24 protein-coding genes are annotated in these 24,756 nt (G+C 68.3%); 14 read left to right on the forward strand and 10 right to left on the reverse strand.

All coding sequences use genetic code 11. The annotated features are described in order from the left end of the window. The first annotated feature begins 72 nt into the window (after window positions 1-72). From AC1RM6_RS12460 to AC1RM6_RS12475, 4 genes are all read left to right on the forward strand, one after another. A complete protein-coding gene (locus tag AC1RM6_RS12460; protein WP_493101612.1) occupies window positions 73-1,236 on the forward strand; it encodes an AraC family transcriptional regulator in 1,164 nt (387 codons plus the stop codon). A gap of 74 nt (window positions 1,237-1,310) precedes the next feature. Next, on the forward strand, window positions 1,311-2,780 hold the full coding sequence (locus AC1RM6_RS12465; protein ID WP_493101614.1) for a S41 family peptidase: 1,470 nt from the start codon (window positions 1,311-1,313) through the stop codon (window positions 2,778-2,780). Between the two features lie 100 nt (window positions 2,781-2,880). Then, window positions 2,881-3,141, forward strand: coding sequence for a hypothetical protein (locus tag AC1RM6_RS12470; protein ID WP_493101616.1), 261 nt, complete (start codon window positions 2,881-2,883; stop codon window positions 3,139-3,141). 116 nt (window positions 3,142-3,257) lie between these two features. Then, complete coding sequence (locus AC1RM6_RS12475; protein WP_493101618.1) at window positions 3,258-4,931, forward strand: DUF885 domain-containing protein; 1,674 nt, start codon at window positions 3,258-3,260, stop codon at window positions 4,929-4,931. A 160-nt stretch (window positions 4,932-5,091) separates the two neighbouring features. On the opposite strand, the gene AC1RM6_RS12480 is transcribed toward AC1RM6_RS12475, so the two are convergent. The 3 genes from AC1RM6_RS12480 to AC1RM6_RS12490 form a co-directional block, all read right to left on the reverse strand. Beyond that, window positions 5,092-5,580, reverse strand: a complete 489-nt coding sequence (locus AC1RM6_RS12480; RefSeq protein WP_493101620.1) for a methyl-accepting chemotaxis protein — start codon at window positions 5,578-5,580, stop codon at window positions 5,092-5,094. A gap of 5 nt (window positions 5,581-5,585) precedes the next feature. Then, window positions 5,586-6,128: a heme NO-binding domain-containing protein gene (locus AC1RM6_RS12485; RefSeq protein WP_493101622.1), complete on the reverse strand. Its 543-nt coding sequence runs from the start codon at window positions 6,126-6,128 to the stop codon at window positions 5,586-5,588. Window positions 6,129-6,236: 108 nt separating this feature from the next. Continuing rightward, window positions 6,237-7,334, reverse strand: coding sequence for a calcium:cation antiporter (locus AC1RM6_RS12490; protein ID WP_493101624.1), 1,098 nt, complete (start codon window positions 7,332-7,334; stop codon window positions 6,237-6,239). Window positions 7,335-7,729: 395 nt separating this feature from the next. Here AC1RM6_RS12490 and AC1RM6_RS12495 point away from each other — a divergent pair, with 395 nt between their 5' ends. Then, window positions 7,730-9,679 (forward strand): transglycosylase domain-containing protein, encoded by a 1,950-nt coding sequence (locus AC1RM6_RS12495; protein WP_493101626.1) that lies wholly within the window; start codon window positions 7,730-7,732, stop codon window positions 9,677-9,679. A 146-nt stretch (window positions 9,680-9,825) separates the two neighbouring features. On the opposite strand, the gene AC1RM6_RS12500 is transcribed toward AC1RM6_RS12495, so the two are convergent. Together AC1RM6_RS12500 and AC1RM6_RS12505 are read right to left on the reverse strand one after the other, a co-directional pair. Then, the gene (locus AC1RM6_RS12500) at window positions 9,826-10,266 is read right to left on the reverse strand and encodes a chemotaxis protein CheW (protein WP_493101628.1); all 441 of its coding nucleotides are present in this window, start codon (window positions 10,264-10,266) and stop codon (window positions 9,826-9,828) included. Window positions 10,267-10,290: 24 nt separating this feature from the next. Next, window positions 10,291-11,730: a methyl-accepting chemotaxis protein gene (locus AC1RM6_RS12505; protein WP_493101630.1), complete on the reverse strand. Its 1,440-nt coding sequence runs from the start codon at window positions 11,728-11,730 to the stop codon at window positions 10,291-10,293. 360 nt (window positions 11,731-12,090) lie between these two features. Between AC1RM6_RS12505 and AC1RM6_RS12510 the strand changes: the two genes are divergently transcribed. The 5 genes from AC1RM6_RS12510 (at window position 12,091) to AC1RM6_RS12530 (ending at window position 16,977) form a co-directional block, all read left to right on the forward strand. Beyond that, window positions 12,091-13,476, forward strand: a complete 1,386-nt coding sequence (locus AC1RM6_RS12510) for a sigma-54-dependent transcriptional regulator (protein ID WP_493101632.1) — start codon at window positions 12,091-12,093, stop codon at window positions 13,474-13,476. Between the two features lie 126 nt (window positions 13,477-13,602). Then, complete coding sequence (locus tag AC1RM6_RS12515; RefSeq protein WP_493101634.1) at window positions 13,603-14,967, forward strand: sensor histidine kinase; 1,365 nt, start codon at window positions 13,603-13,605, stop codon at window positions 14,965-14,967. 173 nt (window positions 14,968-15,140) lie between these two features. Further along, on the forward strand, window positions 15,141-15,782 hold the full coding sequence (locus AC1RM6_RS12520; protein WP_493101636.1) for a hypothetical protein: 642 nt from the start codon (window positions 15,141-15,143) through the stop codon (window positions 15,780-15,782). Window positions 15,783-16,009: 227 nt separating this feature from the next. After that, window positions 16,010-16,309 (forward strand): UrcA family protein, encoded by a 300-nt coding sequence (locus tag AC1RM6_RS12525; RefSeq protein ID WP_493101638.1) that lies wholly within the window; start codon window positions 16,010-16,012, stop codon window positions 16,307-16,309. Window positions 16,310-16,512: 203 nt separating this feature from the next. Further along, complete coding sequence (locus AC1RM6_RS12530) at window positions 16,513-16,977, forward strand: GreA/GreB family elongation factor (RefSeq protein ID WP_493101640.1); 465 nt, start codon at window positions 16,513-16,515, stop codon at window positions 16,975-16,977. Window positions 16,978-17,030: 53 nt separating this feature from the next. Here AC1RM6_RS12530 and AC1RM6_RS12535 read toward each other — a convergent pair whose 3' ends face one another. Both AC1RM6_RS12535 and AC1RM6_RS12540 read right to left on the reverse strand, forming a co-directional pair. Beyond that, window positions 17,031-17,321, reverse strand: a complete 291-nt coding sequence (locus AC1RM6_RS12535; protein ID WP_493101642.1) for a GIY-YIG nuclease family protein — start codon at window positions 17,319-17,321, stop codon at window positions 17,031-17,033. A 78-nt stretch (window positions 17,322-17,399) separates the two neighbouring features. Then, window positions 17,400-18,332, reverse strand: coding sequence for a LysR family transcriptional regulator (locus AC1RM6_RS12540; RefSeq protein WP_493101644.1), 933 nt, complete (start codon window positions 18,330-18,332; stop codon window positions 17,400-17,402). Window positions 18,333-18,439: 107 nt separating this feature from the next. Between AC1RM6_RS12540 and AC1RM6_RS12545 the strand changes: the two genes are divergently transcribed. The 4 genes from AC1RM6_RS12545 (at window position 18,440) to AC1RM6_RS12560 (ending at window position 21,254) form a co-directional block, all read left to right on the forward strand. Continuing rightward, on the forward strand, window positions 18,440-18,772 hold the full coding sequence (locus AC1RM6_RS12545) for a hypothetical protein (RefSeq protein WP_493101645.1): 333 nt from the start codon (window positions 18,440-18,442) through the stop codon (window positions 18,770-18,772). Window positions 18,773-18,852: 80 nt separating this feature from the next. Beyond that, entirely contained in the window at window positions 18,853-19,551 is a 699-nt protein-coding gene (locus tag AC1RM6_RS12550) for a pirin family protein (protein WP_493101647.1), read from the forward strand. Window positions 19,552-19,823: 272 nt separating this feature from the next. Further along, window positions 19,824-20,747: a pirin family protein gene (locus tag AC1RM6_RS12555; RefSeq protein ID WP_493101649.1), complete on the forward strand. Its 924-nt coding sequence runs from the start codon at window positions 19,824-19,826 to the stop codon at window positions 20,745-20,747. Window positions 20,748-20,870: 123 nt separating this feature from the next. Then, window positions 20,871-21,254: an OsmC family protein gene (locus AC1RM6_RS12560; protein ID WP_493101651.1), complete on the forward strand. Its 384-nt coding sequence runs from the start codon at window positions 20,871-20,873 to the stop codon at window positions 21,252-21,254. Between the two features lie 144 nt (window positions 21,255-21,398). On the opposite strand, the gene AC1RM6_RS12565 is transcribed toward AC1RM6_RS12560, so the two are convergent. The 3 genes from AC1RM6_RS12565 to AC1RM6_RS12575 form a co-directional block, all read right to left on the reverse strand. Beyond that, window positions 21,399-22,589, reverse strand: coding sequence for a M48 family metallopeptidase (locus tag AC1RM6_RS12565; RefSeq protein WP_493101653.1), 1,191 nt, complete (start codon window positions 22,587-22,589; stop codon window positions 21,399-21,401). 157 nt (window positions 22,590-22,746) lie between these two features. After that, on the reverse strand, window positions 22,747-23,163 hold the full coding sequence (locus AC1RM6_RS12570; protein WP_493101655.1) for a c-type cytochrome: 417 nt from the start codon (window positions 23,161-23,163) through the stop codon (window positions 22,747-22,749). A gap of 2 nt (window positions 23,164-23,165) precedes the next feature. Further along, a complete protein-coding gene (locus tag AC1RM6_RS12575) occupies window positions 23,166-24,752 on the reverse strand; it encodes a flavin monoamine oxidase family protein (RefSeq protein ID WP_493101657.1) in 1,587 nt (528 codons plus the stop codon). Window positions 24,753-24,756: the final 4 nt, after the last annotated feature.

A 24,756-nucleotide genomic window follows, 5' to 3' on the forward strand; every position in this document is an offset into this window, starting at 1 on the left:
CCAGCGCAGAGCCGGTGACTGCCCCGCGCGCCGGCACCCTATGCGCGATCGCAGAACGGGGCCAGAGACGGCGTGGATTACAGCGCGCGGAATCGCCGCTACAGCAATGCCATGCTCGATGGCCTGGTCTTCGGTTGGCGCACCGCGATCCTCAGCGTGGCGGCGGCGATCCTGCTGCCGATCGCGGGCGGGCTGTGGCGTGCGCTCGCCAACCGTGTCGCGGCGCGGACGCTGGCGGCGCTGCTCGTCGTCCTCGTCGGGGTGTTCACGCCCTGGCTGATCGGCTTCGCCGGATTTTACGACCGATGGCGCTGGCTGACCTTCGCGCCCTTGTCTTCGCCTTTGTTCGTGCCGCCCTTGCTCTATCTCTACGGCCATGCGCTCGCCTGGGGGCGCTGGCCGGCCAAGGCATGGCGCTATCTGGTGCCGGGCGCGGTGCAGTTCGGGTTCCAGGCGCTGAGCTTCCTGCTGCCCTGGCCGCTCAAGGATCGCTGGGCGGACATGGCGACCCCGGCGGCCAATGCGATCTTCGCGGTCGCGCTGACGATCAGCTTCGTCGTCCATGGGCGGGCGGCGCTGGGGCTGCTGGTGTGCTATCGGGCGGCGCTGGCGGGGGCGCGGAGCGACGATGCCCGGTTCGCGGCGCGTTGGCTGGGGCGGTCGGTGGTCGCGCTCGGGGTGCTGTTCCCGGTCTGGGCGGGGACCTTGCTGTGGGATGCGGTCGCGCCGATCGGCTATCTCGGGCTGATGGGGCTCTATGCGGCGATCGCCGCCTTCGCGCTCTATCTGGGGATCGAGGGCTGGCGGCATGCGCTGCTGCCCTTTCCGACGATCGATGCGCTGGAAGACGCGCCGCCGGTTGCCGAGGCCGCGCCGCGCGACTGGCGCGCGCAGGGCGAGGCGTGGGCGGCGGCGGTGCGCGCGGGCGGGTGGCAGGCCGATCCCGAGCTGGGGCTGAAACAGCTCGCGCGGCTGCTCGGCACCAACAGCGCCTATCTGTCGCGCGCGCTCAACGAGGGGCTGGGGATGAGCTTCTCGACCTTCGTCAACGGCCTGCGCTGCGAGGCGGTGGCCGAGGCGTTGCGCGCCGGCACCGATCGGTCGCTGCTCGACCTCGCGTTCGAGGCCGGATTCGCGTCGAAGGCCAGCTTCAACCGCGCCTTCCGCCAGCGCTACGGGGTCACCCCGCGCGGATATCGCGGCGACGTCTCATCGGATGAATTTTCGCAGGCCTGACATGATCTGCGACGCCGGGGCGGCGGGGGACGGATAGGCGAAGCGCTCCTTCTCGTCATAATCCGGAGACGATCATGCCACCCAGCCGTCGCAGCTTCCTTGGCGGCGCACTCGCCGCGACCGGCGTCGCTGCGCTGCCAGCCTATGCCGTGCCTACACCAGACGGGCTCGCGCCCGCGGCGATGGCCGCCGACGTGCGGCTGCTGCGGCGGGCCTATGAGACGCTCCATCCGGGGCTGCTGCGCTATGCCGGCGCCGGCGAGATGGCGGCGCGGTTCGACCGGCTGGAGGCGGCGACGGTGCGACCGATGACGCTCGCGGCCTTCTACATCCTGCTGTCGCAATTCCTGGCGTCGGTGCGCTGCGGGCACAGCTATGCCAATTTCTACAACCAGAGCGAGGCGGTGCAGCGCGCGCTGTTCGACGCGCCCGATCGGCTGCCCTTCCATTTCCTGTGGATCGGCGACCGGATGATCGTCACCGATCCGCAGGGCAGCGGGCTCGCGCCCGGCGACGCGATCCTGACGATCGAGGGGCGGCCGGCGGCGGCGATCCTCGCGGCGCTGATGACGGTGGCGCGCGCCGATGGCGGTAACGACGCCAAGCGCCGGCGGCTGATGTCGGTGCAGGGCGAGGACGGTTATGAGAGTTTCGACATCTTCTATCCGCTGCTGTTCGGCGGACGGGCCGCCTATCGGCTGGAGGTGCGCGGCGCCGACGGACGGCGGCGGCGGGCGCGGGTGGCGGCGATCTCGCTCGCCGCGCGCCGGGCGCAACGGCCGCCGCGCGCGCCCGACAGCGGCGACGCGCCCGGCTGGACGATCGAACGGCGCGGCACGGCGGCGGTGCTGACGATGCCGGGCTGGGCGCTCTACGGCAGCAAATGGGACTGGCGCGGCTGGATCGACGCCGCGGTCGACCGGCTGGTCGCCGATGGCGTCGCCGGGCTGGTCGTCGACCTGCGCGCGAACGAGGGCGGGCTCGATTGCGGCGACGCGCTGGTCGCGCGGCTGATCGAGACGCCGGTGGCGGCGAGCCCGGCGCGGCGGCTGGTGCGCTACCGCCGGATCCCGGCCGATCTGCGGCCGCATCTGGCGACCTGGGATCGCAGCTTCGACGATTGGGGTGCCGACGCCACCCCCTATGATGCGCGCTATTTCACGCTGGCGCGGCGCGACGACGAAGGCGCGACGATCGTGCCGAAGGGCGGGCGCTTCACCGGCAGGGTCGCGGTGCTGATCGGGCCGCAGAACAGCTCGGCGACGTTCCAGTTCGCGCAGCTCGTCCAGCGCGAGCGGCTGGCGACGCTGGTCGGCGAACCCAGCGGCGGCAACCGGCGCGGGATCAATGGCGGCGCCTTCTACTTCGTGCGGCTGCCGGCGACCGGGCTGGAGGCCGACCTGCCGCTGATCGGCTATTTCCCGCCGACCGCCGAGCCCGATGCGGGGATCATGCCCGACCGGCTGGTGCCGGTGACCCAGGCGGCGATCGCGGCGGGACGAGACGAGGCGATGGCGCGGGCGCTCGAACTGGTCGCGGGGTGAAACGGGTGCGATCCGCGCCGTCCGCCGCGAGTGGCGGGAACATGGGCCGGCCGTGCGCATTTGTGCACCGAGCCCGCTTCCCGGGCATCGAAAGGATCCCATGAAAATCTCGCATATTCTCGCCGCCGCGGGGCTGGCGGTTGCCGCCCTGGGCATGAGCACCAGCGCGAATGCCCAGCCGCGCCCCGACAGCGCGCGCCACGACGGCAACCGGCATGACAATGGGCGCTACGACAATGGCCGGCATGATAATGGCCGCCACAATGGCTGGAGCAACGGCAATCGTCGCGGCTATCATGGCCATCGCAAGCATTGCCGGACCGAGTGGCGCCATCATCGCCGGGTTCGCGTCTGCCGCTGATCGGGACGCCGGCGCACATCGCGCCGGCATGACCGTCATGCCGTCCTCGCATTGACCTTCCGATCATGCGGGCTAACCTTGCCGCCGGCGCAACGGCGCGCCCGGGGGATGCGAGCATGCGGCGGTTGATGGCGGCACTGATGGGCGTGACGATGCTGGCGGGGATCGCTCCGCCGGCCGGCGCGCAACCCGCGCCCGCAGTGCAGGCGATGCCGGCGGGGCAGGCGGCGCTGGTGACGTTCGCCGCCGACTGGCGCGCGTTCATCGAGCCGGCGATCGTCAAGGGCGTGCCCGATTATGGCGCGGCGGCGATGGCGGCCAAGGCGGCGGCGCTGCCGGGCTGGAAGGCGCGGCTCAAGGCGATCGACACCACCGGCTGGCCGGCGGCGGCCGTTGAAGACCATCGGCTGATCGAGGCCGAGATAAACGGCTTCGATTTCTTCTTGCGGGTGTTGAAACCCTGGGCGCGCGATCCGGGCTATTATCAGACGATCTTCGGCGAAGAGAGCGACGTGCCCGCGCATGAGGGGCCGTCGGCGAGCCCGACGATCGATCTGTTCAAGGTCAAATGGCCGCTGTCGCGCGCCGACGATGCCCGTCTCACCGAACTGATCGGCGCGGTACCGGCGATGCTCGCGCAGGCGCGCACCAACCTGGCCGACAGCAATGCCGCCGATCTGTGGCGCTATGGCGACCGCGGCTTCAAGGGGCAGAGCGAGGTGCTCGCCGAACTCGAGGCCGGCACGCTGAAGATGCGCACGCTCGACGGGCCGGTGGCGGCGTCGCTGGCAGGCGCGAGCCCGAAACTCAAACAGGCGGTGCGCGCCGCGCGCGAGGCGACCGATGGGTTCGCGGCGTGGATCGCCGCTGAGGCGCCGAAGAAGACCGGGCCGTCAGGCGTCGGCAAGGCCAATTACGACTGGTATGTCGCGAACGTCACGCTGTCGCCTTATGACTGGGAGCAGCAAAGGGTGCTGCTGCAGCGCGAGCTCGACCGGGCGATCGCGTCGCTCAGGATCGAGGAGCTGCGCAACCGCAAGCTGCCGCCGATCGCGACGATCGACGACCCCGTTGCCTATCGGGCGATGGCCGAGGCCAAGACCGCCAAGTTCAACGACTTCATGGTCGATGCCGGGCTGGTGCCCGACAGGCCCTATTTTCGCGCGGCGATGGCGGCGCAGACCAGCGCCTATATCGCGCCGGGCGACCGCGACTTCTTCGGCCATGGCAGCATGCTCGATCCGCTGCCGCTGCTGTCGCATTCGAGCCACTGGATCGAACTGGCGCGGATCCGATATGAGCCGCGCGCCGACCCGATCCGCCAGACCCCGCCGCGCTTCAACATCTTCGCCGACCGCTCCGAGGGCTTCGCGACCGCGATGGAGGAACTGCTGATGCAGGCCGGCCTCTATGACGATATCCCGCATGGCCGCGAGATCGTCTGGATCATGCTCGCCAACCGCGCCGCGCGCGGGCTCGCCTCGCTCCACGTCCAGGCGAACGAGATCGACCTGGCCCAGGCCGGGCGCTTCCACGCCGAATGGACCCCGCGCCACTGGTCCGACGCGACCAGCAAGCTGGTCGGTTTCGAGCAACTCCTCTATCTGCGCCAGCCCGGCTATGGCCCGAGCTATATCGTCGGCAAGATGCAGCTCGACCATCTGTTCGCGCTCGCCTCGCACGAGGCCGAGCAGAGCGGGAAGCCGTTCGTGCTCGGCGAGCAGTTCGCGCGGATCATGGCGCCGGGGATAGTGCCGCCGGTGCTGATCGAGGCGGAGATGGCGCCCTGATCCTCCCTGAAGCGCAGCTTTGGGGAGGGGGACCAGCGTAGCCGGTGGAGGGGTTTTCCGACAGCGACGCCATCGTAGGTGCCGAGGTTCTGCATTACCCCTCCACCATCCTGCGGATGGTCCCCCTCCCCACGCTACGCGCGGGGAGGATCTGGAAAGGTCACCCCCAGAGCGTGGGATCGGCCGTCGGCGCTTCCGCGCGTGCGGTAAGCCCCTCCGGGCGGGCCGAGGAGAGCATCGCGGTGGCGGCCTCGGTGGCGGCGCGGGTGTCGCTCGACAATTTCTTGACCTCGCTGGCGACCACCGCGAAGCCGCGGCCCGCCTCGCCGGCACGGGCGGCCTCGATCGTCGCGTTGAGCGCGAGCAGGTTGGTCTGCGAGGCGATCCGGCCGATCGTGCGCACCACCCCGGTGAGCTGGCCGAGGGTATGTTCGAGCTGCGCCTTCTGCGCCTCGAGCGCGTGCTGCGACGCCAGCGTCGCCGCCATCTGCGCCTCGAGCTCGGCGTTGAGCTCGACCAGGCGCTGGTTGGTGCCGAACAGTTCGAGGCTGCGGCTTTCGAGCAGTTGCTCGGCCTCGGCGCGGGCGCGGCGCTCGCGGTCGAGCTTGCGCTCGAGCCGGGCGATCATGTCGGGCTCGGCGTCGGCCATTATCGTCAGTGGGTCCGTTCGATGTCGAAGCGCACGAACGCGCCGCCCGGGCCGGTCTGCTGGGCGTGGCGGATCGTCACCGGGGTGGCGAGATGGCGCGACGCACCCTTGATCACCCCGCAGGCGAGATCGGCGAGCGGCTTGCAGCTATGATAGTCGAGCACCAGCCGGCGGGCGTCGCGGCTGGCGACCTTGAACGACGGCAGCTCGGCATCGGGATAGAGTTTGCGGACTTCGCTCTCGTGGAAATCGTCGATGCCGGCGAGGACGTCGAACAGCGCCTTGCCCTCGAACCGGCCCGGCGCCTGCGAGACCCAGCTCGCGAAGCAATATTCGCCGAACGCCTCGAGGATCGCCGGCATCGTCCGGCCGGTCAGCTTGACCGTCGACACGACCAGCGCGACCATCTCCTCGAACGGATAGGTGCCGACGCTGGTATAGGCGCCGCCATGCGGCAGCGCCGCGCCGTCGATAATATCCTCGAGCACATCCTCGCCGAAATTGCTCTCGCAAAAGGCGTAGAATGTGGTGAAGACCAGACCCTTCATCACCGGACTCCCAGAAACACGAGTCCCGGCGATAGCGGCGATGTCCTAAGCGCGGGTTAAGTATGCGCGGTTTGATCCATGTTTGCTTCCGGTACCGGAAGGCGCCGGTCAGGGATTGAACACCAGCACCAGGAAGATCGCGAACATCGACAGGTGGACCGCCCCCTCGAGCATCGTCGTGCGGGTGCCCGAGAAGGTCGCGCTGTTGAGGATCAGGGTGACCGCGAGCAGCACCATGTTCGCCGCCGACAGGCCGAGCACCACCGTCTGGCCGGTGAGCAGGCCGATCACCAGCACCGCCGGCACGGTCAGCCCCAGCGTCGAGGTGGCGGCGCCGAGGCACAGGTTGATCGCGCGGGTGAGCTGGTTGGCGGCGACCGCTTTCAGCGCCGAGATCCCCTCGGGGGTGAAGACGATCATCGCGATGACGATGCCGCCGAGCGCGGGCGGGGCGCCGAGCGCGTCGATGCCGTGATCGAGCAGCTTGGCGAGGCTTTTCGACAGGATCACGATCGGCAGGATGTTGGCGAGCAGCAGCAGGACATGGCGGCCGTTGCCGCCGCTGGCGGCGTCGCCATGCGGGACATGGCTGCCATGGTCGTCGCCCGCCCCGGCGGGGACGAAGAAGCCGCGGTGTCGGCCGGTCTGGAGCCAGAGGAACAGGCCGTAGAGCCCGATCGTGAACAGCGAGAAGACGCTCGCCTGGAGCAGCGACAGGGTGCCGTGGCCGCTCGAGGTGGTGAAGTTGGGCAGCACCAGCGCGACCACCGCCATCGGGATGATCACCGCCAGATAGGCGCTGGCGCCCTGGAGGTTGAAGCTCTGCTGGTGATGGCGGATGCCGCCGATCAGCAGCCCGAGCCCGACCACCAAGTTGAGCACGATCATCAGCACCGCGAACATCGTGTCGCGACCGAGGGTCGGCACCCCCTTCGACCCGAGCATCACCGCCGAGATCAGCGCGACCTCGATGATCACGATCGACAGGGTCAGGATCAGCGTCCCGAACGGCTCGCCCAGCCGCTCGGCGAGCTCCTCGGCCTCGTGCACCACCCCGAAGGCCGACCAGATGATCACCCCGAACAACCCGATGAAGGCGAGCCCATCGACCGCCGGATGGCCGACGCCGAGGATCTGCGCGCCGGCGAGCAGGAACAGCGCGACGGTGGCCCAGGCGACAGCGAGGCGGAGGGTGGAGCGGGTCATGTCGCGGGTGTAGCGGCTGGGGGCGGGGATGGCGAGGGAGGGGCTTCTTCTGCTCCTCTCCCGCTTTTCGCGGGAGCGTGAGGCGGTCGGTTCTGCCCCCGGCAGAACCTAAGTTATGCCGGGGGCATAACTTACCGCTCACGGGGTGAGGGTCTTCTTCTGTCTACTGTGCGGCTGGAAGAAAAATTAGAAGAAGAGCCCTCTCCCTACCCTCTCCCAAGAAGTGGGAGAGGGGCCCTTGTGGCCAAGTTGGCGCCTGTAGGGTCAAGCCCGGGATGACGAAATCGGGGCCACTCCGGCGTAACGGCGATCCATGCCGTTCGTCGAATCCGGTCGTCGCATCGTCGTCGAACCATTTGCCGCGCGTGTCCGTGTCGCCTAATACACCGCGGTTCATGAGCGACAGCGACATCCCGAGCCGCGACGCGGCGATCGTCGAACCGGCAGACCCGCCGGTTTCCGCGGCCGATCCGACCCCGAATCCCGTCACGCCCCCCGTCCCGAAGCCGCCGTCGCGGGTCCGGCGCGCGGTGAAGCGCTGGGGGATCAGGCTGGCGATCGCGGTGCCGCTGCTGGTGCTGATCTGGCTGATGGTGGTGGCGCCGCCGTGGCGGATCAACGATGCACCGGCCGAGGGGCTCACGGTGCAGGCCGCCGACGGCAGCACGCTGGCGCGGATCGGCGGGGCGCCGGGCGGGCCGGTCGACGCGGCGAGCCTGCCCGAAAATGTCCGCAACGCCTTCATCGCGATCGAGGACCGGCGCTTCTACCGCCATTTCGGGGTCGATCCCTGGGGGATCGCACGGGCGACCTGGCACAATATGCGCGCCGGCGGGGTGGTCGAGGGCGGATCGACGATCACCCAGCAATATGTGAAGCGGGTCTATCTGAACAGCGATCGCACCTATGGCCGCAAGCTCCGCGAGCTGCTGCTGGCGCCCTGGGTCGAGATGTGGCTGGGCAAGGACGAGATATTGTCGGCCTATCTGTCGAACGCCTATTTCGGCGACGGCGCCTATGGCCTGACCGCGGCGGCGCGCCATTATTTCGACCGGACGCCGCAGCAATTGTCGCTCGACCAGGCAGCGCTGCTGGCGGCGCTGGTCAAGGCGCCGTCGCGGCTGGCGCCGACCCGCGACCGCGCCGCGGCGGTCGCGCGCACCCGGGTGGTGCTGGCGGCGATGGCCGATGCCGGCTTCATCACCGCGCAACAGGCCGCGCACACCCCGAACCTGCGGTTGCGGCCGGGCCGCGACGACGTGCCGACCGGCAGCTATTTCGCCGACTGGGTGGCGAGCGGGCTGCAGCCCGACCAGCGGGTCGGCACCGTCCGCACCACGCTGGAGCCCGCGATCCAGCGGCGCGCGGTGCAGGCGGTCGCCAATGCCCAGCTCGGTGGCGCGCAGGTCGCGCTGGTGGCGATGCGCCCCGACGGGCGGGTTGTGGCGATGGTCGGCGGGCGCAGCTATCGCACGAGCAGCTTCAACCGCGCGACCCGCGCGCGGCGGCAACCCGGATCGACCTTCAAGCTGTTCGTCTATCTGGCGGCGCTGCGCGACGGCGCCAGCCCCGACATGACGATCGACGATTCGCCGATCACGATCGACGGCTGGCGGCCGACCAATGCCGATGGGCAATATCGTGGGCAGATCAGCCTGCGCGACGCCTTCGCGGTGTCGAGCAATGTCGCGGCGGTGCGGGTCGCGCAGGTCGCGGGGCGCGACAAGGTCGCGGCGATGGTGCGCGACCTGGGGATCGAGACCCCGCTGCCCGAGGGGCCGAGCTATGCGCTGGGCACCGGCACGATGACCCTGCTCGAGCTGACATCGGCCTATGCGGCGGTGGCGGCGGGCGCCTATCCGGTCCACCCGCATGCGATTGCCGGGCCGATCGATCCGCAGCAGCCGTTCGACCGGGCGCGGCTATGGTCGCCGATGCTCGACATGCTGTGGCAGGCGGCCAATGCCGGGACCGGCCGGCAGGCGGCGCTGTCGCAGCCGACCTTCGGCAAGACCGGCACCACCCAGGACAATCGCGACGCGCTGTTCGTCGGCTTCGCGGGCGACCTGGTGTGCGGGGTGTGGATCGGGCGCGACGACAACAAGCCGGTGCGGGGCCTGAGCGGCGGCAAGCTGCCCGCCGAGATCTGGCGCCGCTTCATGCAGAGCGTGCCGCTGCAGCCGGTCGAGCGCGGCTTCGGCGAACGCGAGATCGCGGCGCGGCGCGCCGAGATGGCGCGGATCGCCGAGCAGCGGCGGCGCGAGGCCGAAGAGCGCGAGGAACGCGCGCGCGACGACGATCTCGGCGGGCTCGGGCGGTTTTTGAAGGGGTTGTTCGGGGGGTAGGCTTTGCCCCGCCCCTTCGTCATCCTGAACTTGTTTCAGGATCCACTCTTCAGCTCGGGAACGGCCCCTTGGCGCACGGTGGACCCTGAAACAAGTTCAGGGTGACGAAGAAGAAAGGGGCGGGCGCCGAAGGCGTCCGCGGAAGATCAGGCCGCCTCGGCTTCCTCGACCGCGATCTCGTCGGCCAGTGCATCGAGCGAGAGCATCAGCACCAGCCGGTCGCCATGATTGGCGAGGCCGGTGAGGAAGGGCGAGGCGCGGCCGCCGGTGTCGGGGACCGGCTGCATCTCCTCGTCCTCGATCCGGACGATGTCGTTGACCCCGTCGACGATCAGCCCGCAGAGCTGCTCGCCGGTCTGGACGACGATGATGACATGGCGCCCGGTCGGATCGGTCACGCCCCAGCCGAGCCGGTGGCGCAGGTCGAACACCGGCAGCACCACGCCGCGCAGATTGACCACGCCCTTCATATAAGCGGGGGCGTTGGGGAGCGGGGTGGCGACGGCCCAGGCGCGGATCTCGCGAACCGCCATGATGTCGACGCCGAGACATTGATCGCCAATGTCAAAGGTGATGAGCTGGTGCATGACCTGTCCTTATCCCGCGACCGATTAAAATTCCGACCAGTCGTCCTGGTTAACGGCGACGGCAGCATTGCCGCGCGACGTCCGCACCGAACGCGCCATCTCGCGGCCGGCACGCGCGGCGCGGTCCTGCAGCTGGTGGACCGGAGCACCCGACCGGGCGGCCGGCTGGCGATGCGATGCGCCGCCGTCGCCGAGCTTGAAGCGGGCGACCTCATTGGCCAGCGCATCGGCCTCGACCGCGAGGCTGCGCGCGGCGGCGGTCGCCTGTTCGACCATCGCGGCGTTCTGCTGGGTGACATTGTCCATCTCGGACACCGCGGTGTTGACCTGCTGGAGCCCGGTCGCCTGCTGGTCGGCCGACGCGGCGATGTCGGAGACGAGCGTGCTGATCTCGGCGATGCGGCCGATGATCCGCTGGAGCGCCTTGCCGGTCTCGCTGACCAGCGCGACCCCGGCGTCGACCTGTTCGGACGAAGCCATGATCCGCGACTTGACGTCCTTGGCGGCGTCGGCCGAACGCTGGGCGAGCGCGCGCACTTCGGAGGCGACCACCGCGAAGCCCTTGCCGGCATCGCCGGCGCGGGCGGCCTCGACCCCGGCGTTGAGCGCGAGCAGGTTGGTCTGGAAGGCGATGCCGTCGATCACGCTGATGATCTCGGAGATTTCCGACGAGGTCCGCTCGATCCCGCTCATCGCCTCGACCGCGCGGCGGACGATCTCGCCCGATTCCTCGGCCTCGGTGCGAGCGACGCCGACGATGCTGTTGGCGCGGTTGGCGCCCTCGGCGGTGTGGCGGACGGTCGAGGTGATCTGGTCCATCGCCGCCGCGGTCTCCTCGAGGCTGGCGGCCTGCTGCTCGGTGCGGTGCGACAGATCGTCGGAGGCCTGGCGGATGTCGCTTGCCCCCGAATTGATCCCGCCGGCGGTTTCGGTGACGGTGCGCATCGCCGCCGAGACCGAATCCATCGCAGCGTTGAAATCGGCGCGCAGCTTCTCGTAATCGGCCGCGAAGCGCATATCGATGCGGTAGCTGAGATCGCTGTTCGCGAGACGGTTGAGGCCTTCGCCCAATCCGCTCACCACGATCTGGGCCGCCTCGCCGGCGTGGCGGATATCCTCGGCATTCTTGCGGAACACCGCCATCGCGCGGGTCAGCCGGCCGACGCAATCCTCATGGTCGGTGAAGCGGATCTCGCTGGTCAGGTCGCCGGCGGCGAGCCCCTCCATGCGCACCACGGTCGCGACATAGGGATCGCTGATCACCTTGCCGCTGTACCAGGCGACCAGCACCGGCAGGAGGGTGAGGCCGGCGGCCATCAGGACGAACTGGCCGGCCTGGGAAGGCTCGGTATTGGCGGCCATATAGGCGACCCAGAGATTGGCAGACGCGATCGCGAGGTTGATGCCGATGATCGCCTTGAACTTGGCGCGGATGGGCGCGCGCTTCTTGAACCATGACAGCATATTGGGTCTCCGCAGGGGGCCGGAATGTCGATGTCGAGGTAAGTCAGTCATTTTCGATGCAGTGCCGGTTTGCCCGGCCGATAGGGGGAATTACGTATGGTCGCGTAAAGATCGGGTTAAAATCGCTGCTGACAGCGCGGTTAGTTTCCCGGAAACGCACGGTTTAACCATGATATTGCGACTGGATTGCAATCAATTGTAACTTATGGTCCGACAGAGGGTTCGAACCGCACCGATCCGATGCGCGCCGCAGCTTCGGCCAAGCGTGCGTTCAGCAAAGCGACAGGGCGCGTGCCTTAGTTAGATAATACGCTTGATTGTCCGGTTCCGGACACTCATGCTGCGGGGGAAGAGGGGAGCATGCCGAAACCAGTCTATGATCTGGCGCTGATCGTCGACGACGATGCCGACATATTGCTTGCCGCCCGGTTGACGCTGCGCGACCTGTTCGCCGAGGTGGTGGCGACGCCGTCGCCCGAGGAGGCGCTGGCGCGGCTGGCGAAAGGCTCGCCCGACGTGATCCTGCTCGACGCCAATTTCGCGCGCGGCGCGACCAACGGCGCCGAGGGCTTCCTGTGGCTCGACCGCTTCCTCCAGGCCGACCCCGACGCGGTGGTGGTGCTGATCACCGCGCATGCTGGGGTGCAGATCGCGGTCGAGGCGATGAAGCGCGGGGCGACCGATTTCGTGTCGAAGCCGTGGAGCAACGAGCGGCTGCGCGCGACGATCTCGACCGCGGCGCAACTCCGCCGGTCGCGTCGCGCGACGGGGGTCGAGAAGGCTAAGGTCGCGACGGTCGCCCAGCCCGCGCACGAGACCCCGCTGCTGGGGGAATCGCGCGCGATCCGCCAGGTGCTGTCGCTGATCGAGCGCGCCGCGCCGACCGAGGCCAATGTCCTGATCCTCGGCGAGAACGGCACCGGCAAGGAACTGGTCGCGCGTGAGATTCACCGTCGATCGCGCCGCGCCGCCGGCGCGCTGGTGTCGGTCGACATGGGCGCGATCGCCGACAGCCTGTTCGACAGCGAACTGTTCGGCCATGTGAAGGGCGCCTTCACCGATGCCCGCGCCGATCGGATCGGCCGGCTGCAGGCGGCCGATGGCGGCACGCTCTTTCTGGACGAGATCGGCAATCTGCCGCTCCATCTCCAGCCCAAATTGCTGACCGCGCTTGCCCAGCGCCAGGTGACCCCGGTCGGCGCCAACAAGCCGGTCGAGATCGACATAAGGGTGGTGTCGGCGACCAACCTGTCGCCCGATCGGCTCGGCGACGAGGGCATCTTCCGCCCCGACCTGCTGTTCCGGCTCAACACCGTCGAGATCGAGCTGCCCCCCTTGCGCGACCGGCGCGAGGATATCCCGCTGCTGCTCGGCCATTTCCTCGAACTCTATGCACGCAAATATGGCGCGCCCGATCGCGAACTGCCGGGCGAGGTCGTCGCGGCGCTGCAGGATTATGCCTGGCCGGGCAATGTTCGCGCGCTGCGCCACGCCGCCGAGCGCGCGGTGATCCTGGCGCAGGGCGAGGCCTATGCGATCGCCGATTTCCCGATCCAGCGCGGCGGCCAGCCGGTGCGGATGGCCTCAGCCGAGGCGGCGCCGGCCGATCTCAACCTCGACCGGGTCGAGCGCCAGATGATCGAACGCGCGCTGCAGATGCACGCCTACAACATCTCGGCGGCGGCGGGCGAACTGGGGCTGACGCGGGGATCGCTCTATCGGCGAATGGAAAAGCATGGGCTTTGATGTTCCGGCAAGATCTCCCGGCCGTTCGTGTCGAACGCAGTCGAGACACCACGCGCAGTCGGGGGCAGGCGTCTCGACTTCGCTCGACGCGAACGGTCGTTTTTTGGTTTTCCAAGAGCGTCGGCCTTGAGCGCCGATAATCCGCTGCAGGGGATCAGTCGCTTCGCGCGCAGCTTCACCGTCGGGCTCGCCTGGCGGATGGTGGTGATGACCGCGGCGCTGCTCGGCTTCGGCTATGCGATCGCGACCCCGGGGCTGCGCGCGACCGAATTGCTGACCGGGCTGCTGTTCGGGGCGAGCATCGTCTGGGTCTGGGCCTATGTCCGGCGGACCAATGTCGAGCTCGCGCGGTTCGTTCAGGCGCTCGACCATGGCGATCTGTCGCAGAGCTTCGTCGCGCGCCGCACCGATGGCGGGTTCGATACGCTGGGGCGGGAGCTCGATCGGGTGATGCGCAAGCTGCGCGACGAGCGTGCCCGCGCCAACGAGGCGTCGCGCTACAATGCCGCGCTGGTCGACGAGGTGCCGCTGGCGCTGGTGGTGGTCGACCATGACCGGGTCGAGCTGGCCAACAAGGCGGCGCGTAGGCTGTTCGGGCGGGCCGGGCCCGATGGCGCCGGCGGGGTGCGGATCGCCGATTATGCCGGGTTCGGGCCCGATTTCGTCGCGGCGCTGGGCGGCGCCGACAAGGGGCTGTCGCGGATCGTGCTCGACAGCGGCAGCCAATGGGCGATGCTGCTCGGCACCCGCATCCACCGGCTCGGCCGGCCGCTCCGGCTGGTCGCGGTCCAGCCGATGCAGGGCGAGGTCAATGCGGTCGAGATTTCGGCGCAGGCCGATCTGGTGCGGGTGCTGACCCATGAGATCATGAATTCGATGACCCCGGTCACCAGCCTGGCGCAGACCGCCGCCGGGCTGATGGCGGCGGTCGAGAGCGACGATCCCGACATCGCCGATGCGCGGATGGCGGTCGAGACGCTCGCGCGGCGCGCGCAGGGGATCATGCATTTCGTCGAGGGCTATCGCGAGTTCATCCGCGCGCCGAAGATCCGGCCGCGGCGGTTCGGTGCGCAGGGCTGGGCCGAGGAACTGGCGCGGCTGTTCGGTGCGACCGAGGCGGGGGCGCAGGCGACGATGGCGGTGGCGGTGCGGCCCGCCGACCTCGTGCTCGACGCCGATCCCGACCTGTTGGCGCAGGCGGTGCTCAACCTGCTCAAGAACGGCGCCGAGGCGGCGGCGGGCCATGTCGCGGCGCCGCGACTGGAACTGACGATCGCGCGGGCGGCGGGCGGGGTCTCGATCCGGGTCGCCGACAATGGTCCCGGGATTTCGACCGACCATGCCGGGGACATCTTCCTGCCCTTCTTCACCACCAAGGCGGCGGGTACCGGGGTAGGTCTGAGCCTGGTCCGAAGGATCGTCGTCGCGCATGGCGGGACGATCGCGATCGTCGGCGGGGACGAGGGCGCCTGCCTGGAAATACTTCTCTGAAGCGACCGCCGCGCGACAAATCCGCACACGGATGCGATCGATTTTTTCATAATTGAATCAGACCGATGACCCCGAAAGCATGTGGTGTGAGCGCGCCAATGTCGCCCCGGATACGGAACCGGGCGGACAGCGCGACCGTTCTGCCGGCCACTAGTTTGATCAGGAGTGGACATATGAACCGGATTTTCTTCACCGCGTCGGGCGCGGCCATTTCGGCCCTGGCGCTGCTGGCGTCGCCCGTCTCGGCCGAGGGCAAGGCCGATCGTGCCCGTGCCGCGATCGCCGCGGCCAGCGCCAAGGTCGAGACCGCCGACAAGCTGGGCGCCAGCGGCGACGTGCCGCGGCTCCAGGCCGAAGCGCAGTCGACGCTGCGCACTGCCAAGGAAGCGCTCGCCGCCGGCCATAAGGAACAGGCGATCGCCGAGGCCAATCATGCGATGGAACTCGCCGACACCGCGATCGGCCATTCGCAGCAGAAGCAGGCGGCCGCCACTGCCGACGCCGCCGCTGCCGCCGCGGACGCCCAGCAGGACGCCGCCGCCGCCAATGCCCGTGCCGACAATGCGGCGCAGGTCGCCGCCGCCGCGCAAGCCGATGCCGCCGCCGCCCGTTCGGCGCCGCCGGTGATCGTCGCCGCGGCACCGACCCCGGCGCCGACCACCACGGTGACCACCGAGACCGTCAAGAGCAGCGGCACCACCGCGCGTAGCACCACGGTCAAGCGGCCGGTCGTCAAGCAGGTGACCCGTGCACCGGTGCGCGCGAGCACCAGCGAGAAGACCACCACCACGGTGACGACCACGCCGAACGGCTGATCTTTCATCGCGTAGCCGACTGGCCGGGCCGCCGATGGCGGTCCGGCCTTTTTATGCGCGCTGTCTGTGCATCGATATATTGCGATGAAATGGTGAAAAACACCGATCAATGGCGCTGAAAATCCAGCATGATTTTCCGAAACGTTGATTTTGCTAGATTTTTAAAACTGGCACGGTCCCTGCAATGTAGTTGGCAACACCAACACACAGATGAAAGGGACCATGACATGACCAACCTGAAGAACCGCTCGATCGCCGGCCTGGGCGCGATGATCGCGACCGTCATCTCCTTCACCGCGGTGAGCCCGCTGCGCGCCGAAACCGCGATCCCCGTTTCCTATGCCGATCTCGACATCGGCAGCGCCCATGGCGCGAAGATGCTCGACCGCCGCCTGCGCCATGCGGCGATGCAGATCTGCGACAATGGCGCCGCGCCGATCGCCGTGATGCAGTGCCGCCAACAGCTGGTCAACGAAGCCAAGACCAAGCTGGCATCGGCCGACAGCATCAAGCTGGCCTCGCGCTGATGGTCATGCGCCACTGCCCGGTCCCAGCCCTGCGCACCCTGACGGGTGGCGAGCGGCGGGACGGGCGGTAAAGGCGCTGGCGGCGGGGAGCCCGGCTCCCTATCTAGCACCGGCCCGCTCCCGCATCCGATGCCCTGTTCGAGGGTGGTCGGATGCGGGAGCGGGCCGATCGTTTTTGCCAAATCGGCCTTGAAGGAACAGCAATGAGCGTCGCGTTTCGCCGCGAAGGGGATGACGAGCACAAGGAGCCCGAGTTCGAGCTGCCGATCCCGGTCGGCCCGAATCTGGTGACCCCGCGCGGACTGGCGCTGATCGCCGCCCGGGTCGTCGAGCTCGAGGCGCTGATCGCCGCGACCGCCGACGAGGCCGAGGTCAAGAAGCTGCGGCGCGACCTGCGCTACTGGAACACCCGCCACGCCACCGCCCAGCCGATGCCGCCCGCCGAGGACGACGGCGAGGCCCGCTTCGGCACCCGGGTGCGCTATCGGATCGATGGCGGCGAGCAGGCGATCGACATCGTCGGCCATGACGAGGCCGACCCCGCCAACGGCCGCATCGCCTTTTCGGCACCGCTGGCGCGGGCGATGATCGGCGCCGCCGAAGGCGAGAGCGTCGATTGGGCGGGGAAGCGGATAGAGCTGGTCGAGGTGGCGCCCTTATCGGTTTAGCGCTGCTTCTTCTTCCGTCTTGCCAGCGAAGGCTGGTATCCATGTCTGATGCGTCAGGCGTTGAGCGTCAGGTAAAGATCGTCCCAGTCGGGATTTGCTCTGGCAATCAGATTGAGTTTCCACGCGCGCTTCCAGGCCTTCAAGGCTTTCTCGCGCGCGATTGCGTCTTCGATCCGGTCATGCGCTTCGATGTAAACCAGCCTGGTCAGTCCATGCTCCCGGCAGAAATCCGATGCGGTGCCGCTTCGATGTTGATAGGCGCGCGCGGCAATGTTGGCGGTCACGCCCGTATATAGCGTGCCGCTCGGTTTGTTGGTCATGATATAGACGTAGCCGCCCTTCATGGAGCGCAGCTTGCGTGGAGATAGACATGGATGCCAGCCTTCGCTGGCAAGACGGTATGGTTTTAGCTTCGCCGTCCCTCACACATTCGCGAAGCCGATCGCGTCATGATCCCATTGCGCGGGGTCGGTGAACTGGTCGAGCAGCCATGACGCCGCCGGTCCGGGCGGGGTGTCGCTGCGCGAGATCGCGAAGAAGCCGTAGCGGCCGCCGGGGGATTCGGGCATCTGCAGGCGAACGAGGGTGCCGGCGACGAGGTCGCTTTCGATCATCGGCAGCGGCATATTGCCCCAGCCGATCCCCTGTTTGAGCAGATTATGCTTGGCGCCGAGATCGGCAAGCCGCCAGGTCCGCGCGCTCATCACCGCGAAGTCGCGCCCTTCGGTCAGCGGCGAGCGGTCGCTCAGCACGAGCTGGACATGGTCGCGTCCGGCATTGGGTGGCAGCGGATGGGTGAGCGCGAGCGGGTGGTCGGGGGCGGCGACCGGGACCATCAGCACCGATCCCGCCGCGACCCGGTCGATCCCCGCCGCCTCCGCGGCGAGCGGCCCGGCGATTGCCAGCACCGCCTGGCGTTCGAGCACCAGCGCGTTGACCGCGCCCATCGCCTCGACATGGAGGCGCAGCGACACCGTCGGGAAGCGGGCGCTGAACGCGCGCAGCACCTTGCCGAGCCGTTCGGAGGGCAGCATCACGTCGACCGCCAGGTTGACCTCCGCTTCCAATCCGTCGAGCAGCCCCTTCACCTTGGCGCGCAGGCCGTCGATCCCCTGGCCGACCGCGCGCGCCTCGGCCAGCACCGCGCGGCCGGCGACGGTGAGCACCGGTTTGCGGGTGCCCTCGCGGTCGAACAGCAGCACCCCGAGCTGCGCCTCGAGATTGCCGATGCCATAGCTGATCACCGACACCGCGCGGTTCAATTTGCGCCCGGCACCGGCGAAGCTGCCGCAGTCGACGACCGCCAGGAAGATGCGCAGCTGATCGAAGGTCGGCATTCCCGGTTCGGACGACATTTCAACTTCCTCGAATGTTCCGGACGATTTTATCCATCTGATCCGACATGTCGAGGGACGATAGAAGGGCTCCAACAGATCGAGTGAACGAACGAAGGGGACACGAGATGAGCATCGCCACCCAGAACTTTGGCTTCAACCAGCCCAGCCTGAGCCGGACCGAATGGAAGGCCGTCTCGATCGCGCTGAGCGACGCCGAAAGCTATAGCTGCGCCCCGGCACAGCGCGGCGTGATCGGCGAGAAGATCTCGAACGTCTTCCACATGCTGACCGGCATCGAGCGCAAGCGCCGGCTGGCCGATCCGAAGCTGGAGACGCTGCGGGAATTCGTCTGCGCCACCCGCCGGACCCGCAAGGCGCCCGAACAGCTGGTCCCCAAGCTGCTCGACCAGGGCTTCAACTATGCCCAGGTCGAGGCGCTGGCCCTGCTCGCCGCCTGATCGCCACCCGACCGTTCGCAACACCCGATTTTCCGGCCCGAACCTCTCGGGCCGATCCACGACCACCAGGAGTATGGACCATGATCGAACTTCGCCCTTTCAACAGCCTCGGCGGTGAAAATCACGGCTGGCTCGACGCCAAGCATCATTTCTCGTTCGCCAACTATCATGACGCCAAGCGCACCAACTGGGGCAATCTGCGCGTCTGGAACGACGATGTGATCGCCGCCAAGACCGGCTTCCCGCCGCATCCGCATCGCGACATGGAGATCATCACCTATGTCCGCGAGGGGGCTATCACCCACCAGGACAATCTCGGCAACAAGGGCCGCACCGAGGCGGGCGACGTCCAGGTCATGTCGGCCGGCACCGGCATCACCCACAGCGAGTATAATCTCGAGGATGTCGAGACCCGGATTTTCCAGATCTGGATCATCCCGACCCGCGGCGGCGAGAAGCCGAGCTGGGGCGCCAAGCCTTTCCCCAAGGGCGACCGCGCCGGACAGTTCGTGGTGCTCGCCTCGGGCCTGGCCAACGACAATGACGCTCTCCCGATCCGCAGCGATGCGCGGGTGGTGGGTGCCACGATCAAGGCCGGCGAGACCGTCGAATATCCGATCGGCAAGGATCGCCGCGGCTATCTCGTCCCCGCCACCGGGCGGATCGAGATCGACGGGATCACGGTGAACGCCCGCGACGGTGCCGCGATCAGCGACCTCGACACGATCCGGGTGACCGCGATCGAGGACAGCGAGATCGTCCTGGTCGACGCTGCCTGACTTACCTGACCGGCGGGGTTACCTCCCCCTCAACCCCGCCCGCTGCCGGACCACGCTCCCCCTCGGGTCCGGCAGCCCCTTTTTGTTGGCCCAACGATGTTGGGCAGCCCTCAGACGCCGGGCGGCGGGCATCCGCCCGCCTTGGCTTCCTCGCATAAGCTCGGGCGGCCGTTCGGGCCTTGCGGGCCTGCGGCCCGTTCCAGCGCCCCTTCTCGACGGCAGGAAAGCCAGAGGGCAGAAGGGGCTCAACCAATCCAGCTAGAGGACCTTTCATGACCCAGCGCAGCAGCGAGATCGACGGTGTCGACATGGTGATCCTGCCCCCGGTCCGCGACCTGGGCGACGGCTTCACGGTGCGCCGTGCGCTGCCGTCGGTCCATCGGCGGATGGTCGGCCCCTTCATCTTCTTCGACCAGATGGGGCCGGCGGCCTTCACCGGCGGCGAAGGGCTCGACGTGCGGCCGCACCCGCATATCGGTCTGGCGACGATCACCTATCTGCTCGACGGCGAGATCATGCACCGCGACAGCGTCGGCAGCGTCCAGGCGATCCGCCCGGGCGAGGTCAACTGGATGACCGCCGGATCGGGCATCGTCCATTCGGAGCGCACCCGGCCCGAGATTCGCGCCAGCGGCGGCAGCCTGTTCGGGCTGCAGACCTGGGTGGCCTTGCCCGAGGCGCATGAGGAGACCGACCCGAGCTTCGCGCACCACAAGGCCGACGAGATCCCGACGATCGAGGATGGCGGCGCCAGGCTCACCCTGATCGTCGGGTCGTCGGACGGGCTCAGGTCGCCGGTCAAGACCTTCTCCGACATGGTCTATGCCGACATCGTGCTGGTCGACGGCGCGCGCTACCAGCTCAAGGCCGAGCATGTCGAACGCGCGGTCTATGTCGTGTCGGGCGCGGTCGAGGTCGCCGGGCAGAGCGGCGGTTTCGCGACCGGTGAGCTGATCGTCTTCAAGCCCGGGGCCGAGATCGTGCTGGCCGCGGTCGGTGGCGGAGCGCGGCTGATGCTGATCGGTGGCGAGCCTTTTCCCGAGGGGCGCAACATCTACTGGAACTTCGTCTCGTCGCGCCGCGAGCGGATCGAGCAGGCCAAGGACGACTGGCGCGCACAGCGTTTCGCGCGGGTGCCCGACGAGGACGAGTTCATCCCGCTGCCCGAAGATCCGAAGCCGGTTCGCTATCCCTGAGGCCTACCTCGACCCGTTCGTGTCGAGCGTCGTCGAGACACCTGCCCCAACGTCGCGCGTGGTGTCTCGACGACGCTCGACACGAACGGTTGGGGTGGCAGCCAGAATCAGACGGAGCATCCCATGACCCACGCCACCGCCCAGATCGGCCGCGACGCCTACGCTACCCAGATCGAGGTGAGCGGCTATGCGATCACCGCCGACGAACCCGCCAAGCTCGGCGGCGCGGATGCCGGCCCGGCGCCCTACGACCTGCTGCTCGCGAGCCTCGGCGCCTGCACCGCGATCACCCTGCGCATGTATGCCAATCGCAAGGGCTGGCCGCTCGAAACGCTCGGCGTCGACCTGCGGCTGGTCGGCGCCGCCGACGACCGCCGGATCGAGCGGACGCTCAGCCCGGTCGGGCTCGACCCCGACCAGGCGGCGCGGCTCGCCGAGATCGCCGAGAAGACCCCGGTGACGCTGACCCTCAAGGGCGGAATCGCGATCCACACGGAGCTGGCGTGAGCGCGACTTGATCGTCGCCCCGGCGGAGGCCGGGGCCGCGCAAGAGGTTCGCGACAGATTGGTTAGAAGCCGGTTTTGCTGACCTGGCGATGCAAGAGCCTTGCGCGGCCCCGGCCTCCGCCGGGGCGACGATGATATCTTCGTCTATTTCCCCACCAGATCGGGATGCTCGGCCTTCCACAACATCGCGCGGTGCACCCGCCGCTCGACGCTCGGGTGATCGTAGAAGATCGCTTCCTCCAGTTCCGAAGGCGATGACGCGCGGTAGGCGATCGTCTTGACCAGCGCCTTCGACAGCCCGTCGGGTTCATGGGCGTGCTCGAGCGAGAAGCGGTCGGCGTCGCTTTCCTGGAGGCGGGTGAGGGTGCTGGTGATCGGGGTGGCGAGCAGGCCGAGGGTCGCGAGGATCACCGACAGGATGGGCATGCCGGCCGGGTCGGCGATGCCGGCGATGCGGGCGCTTTCGCCGGTGCGCGCGACGACGGGGCCGAACAGCCGGTCGGTCAGCCAGAAGAAGGCGACCGCGAGCAGGCCGAGCACCAGCGTGCTGATGAAGATATGGCCGCGGGCATAATGGCCCATCTCATGGCCGACGACCCCGCGCACCTCGGCGAGGTCGGCGCCCTGCTTGAACATCGTGTCGCTCATCGCCACCCGCGCGCTGCCGAACAGCCCCGAGACATTGGCGGTGTAGCGGTCGGACTGTTTCGACCCGTCATAGAGGAAGATCTTGTCCGACGGCACGCCCGAACGCTGGGCGAGCGCGACGATCGCGTCGCGGGTCGGACCGGCGGGGGCGGGGGTGTATTTGTTGAAGAGCGGCTCGATCAGGACCGGGGTGATGACGACGAACAGGATGATCATCACGACCGACACCCCGCCCGACCAGGCCCACCAACTGCGCGGGCGATGCCGCATCAGCGCGTAGATCGCCAGCGCGAGCAGCGAGAACAGGATCGCGCTGATCGTCGTGCCGAGCAGATTCTCGCCGAGCCAGCCGGTGAAGGGCTGATGGGTGAGCCCATAGTCGCGTTCGCGCCACCAGCCGGCATAGGCGCTCCACGCGAGTTCGATCACCCAGTCGGCGGCGAGGAAGGCGAGCATGCACAGGAACACCGCCAGATTGGGCCGCGGCCGATCGCGCTCGATCCGGGTGCGCAGCTTCGCCAGCATTCCCGATTTGAGGATCAGCAGGCTGGCGGCGACGGTGACGACCCAGCCCCACAGCTTCAGCCATTCGCCGCCATGGGTATAGGCGATCGCCTTGGCATGCGCGGCGGGCGATAGCGTTGCCATATAGGCGGCGGTGGCGATGTCGGGATCGAAAACGGCCATGTGGGGTCCCCTGGTGGCGATGCATATTTCGTCGCCCCGGCGGAGGCCGGGGCCGCCCAAGAGGCTCGTAACAATTTGGCCTAAGAGGTCCCGCCTTGCCAAGAGGTTGAAGCTTGAGCCTTGGGCGGCCCCGGCCTCCGCCGGGGCGACGGGATTCTTACTCCCCGCTCTCCATCCCCTCGGACGCCTTCTTCACATCCTCCACCGTCACCGGCTGCGGATAATCATTGCCGAAATGGGTGCGCACATAGCCTGCCACCCCCGCGACCTGTTCGTCCGACAGCATGCCGTGGAAGGCGGGCATGCCGCCCTGGCCGCGGACGATGCGGTTGAGGGTGAAGGCGGGGTCGGCGAGGTGGGGGTTCTTCGCCAGCGCGGGGACGATGCCGGCGCCGGTGCCGCCCTCGGCATTCGGCATGTGGCAGGCCTGGCAGATCTCGCGATAGACCTGCTCGCCGCCGGTGCCCGAGGCGCCGGCATGGCCGCTGCCCGAACTGTCGCCGATGCCCTGGGCCAGCGCGGCGCCCGCGGCGACGATCGCCGCGAGCGCGGCGATTGCGATCCTGCGCGCCATCGTCAGGCCGCCTGCGCCTTCTGGTGGAGCCGGGTGATCGCGTCGAGCGACGACAGCAAGGCCGCCTCCATCCAGGCGCCGATATAGGAGGCATGTTCGCCGGCCAGCACCACCCGGCCGTCGATGCCGACGAGGTTCTGATAATGTTGCTTGCGGATATCGTCGCTCCACGTCGAGGCGCAGCCGAGGATCCACGGGATGCGGCTCCACGCGACCGCGACGCCGTTGGAGAATTCCGAGCGATATTGCTTGTGGAACACCGATCCCTGCTTGAGCGCCTCCTCGATCCGCTGCTCGGGGGTCATGCCGCCGAAGGCGAACGCCGCGGCGCCGCCGGCATAGGCGCCGAGCAGCACCGACGGGCCCTTCTTGAAGAAGCCATAGCTCGGATAGGAGAGCTGCGAGATCGACTGGGTGGTGAAGCTGTGGCCGCCATAGATCTGCTCGTCCTCTTCCCAGAAGCGGCGCTTCATCTCGAGCCCGACCTTGCACGACGAATGATAGGGCACGCTCTTGATCGCGGTCTTCATCGCGTCGGAGACCTGGACGTCGATCTGGCTGAGGATCGGCAGCGGGATCGTGCAGACGCACCAGTCGGCCTTGGCCTCGCTCTTCTTGCCCGAGGCGACATCCTCGTAGGACACGGTGACCCCGGCGCCGTCCTGGGCGATCTTCGTCACCTTGCTGTTATAGCTGATCAGCCCGGCGAGCTGCTTGGCGAAGCCCTTGCCGATCATGTCCATGCCGCCGACCGGCTGGAACATCGTCGTCTGCATGACATTGCCGAGATAGAAGCCGATCGTCCCCCACATCCGCGGATCGAGCACGTCGCCCAGGCCCGCGACCTGCGACGGGGTCGGCGCGCCCTTGACCCCGCCGCCGGGCGGGATGTCGTAGCCGCGCTGTGCCGAGACCTTCAGGCTGCTGGTATAGGCCATGTCCTTGTCGAGCACGCCCCAGCCGCGCATCGCCTCGATCAGCTTCTGCTTGTCCTCCTTGCTCAGCGTGTCGTCGAGCGCGTTGCGGTTGACCGCCTTGGCGAGCAGTTCGGCGACATGGCCCTTGAAGTCGACCGCGACCTCGGCATAGCGCTGCGGCTTGCCGCCATAGGCCTTGTCGCTGTGGACATAGCCATTGTGGTTGATCTGCACGAACGGCTCGAGCGCGACCCCGAACTCCTGGCAATAATGGAGCAGCGCCTGGTGGTGATAGGGAATGCGCCACGGGCCGGGGTTGAGATAATTGCCGGGCGCGAACTTCACCTGCTGGACCGCGCCGCCGACCTCGGGGATCGTATCGCCGCCGCGCACCGTATAGTTCCGGCCGCCGGGACGGTTCTGATATTCGATGACGCGGACCTTGTAGCCCGCCTTGCGCAGTTCATAGGCGGCGAGCATTCCGGCGAGGCCGGCGCCGAGCACGATCACCGACGCGCCCTTGCGCGCGCCCGAAAGCTTGGGCGGGCCGTCGAACTGGGTTGGTTCGGCATGACCGAGCGCGGTCATCGCATGATAGAGCGCGGCGGTGCCGCCGACCTTGCCGATCGCGGTGAGAAGCTGGCGCCGGCTGGGCGCGGTATATTCGGTCATGGAA

Source organism: Rhizorhabdus sp. GW822-FHT03C02 (assembly GCF_058801765.1).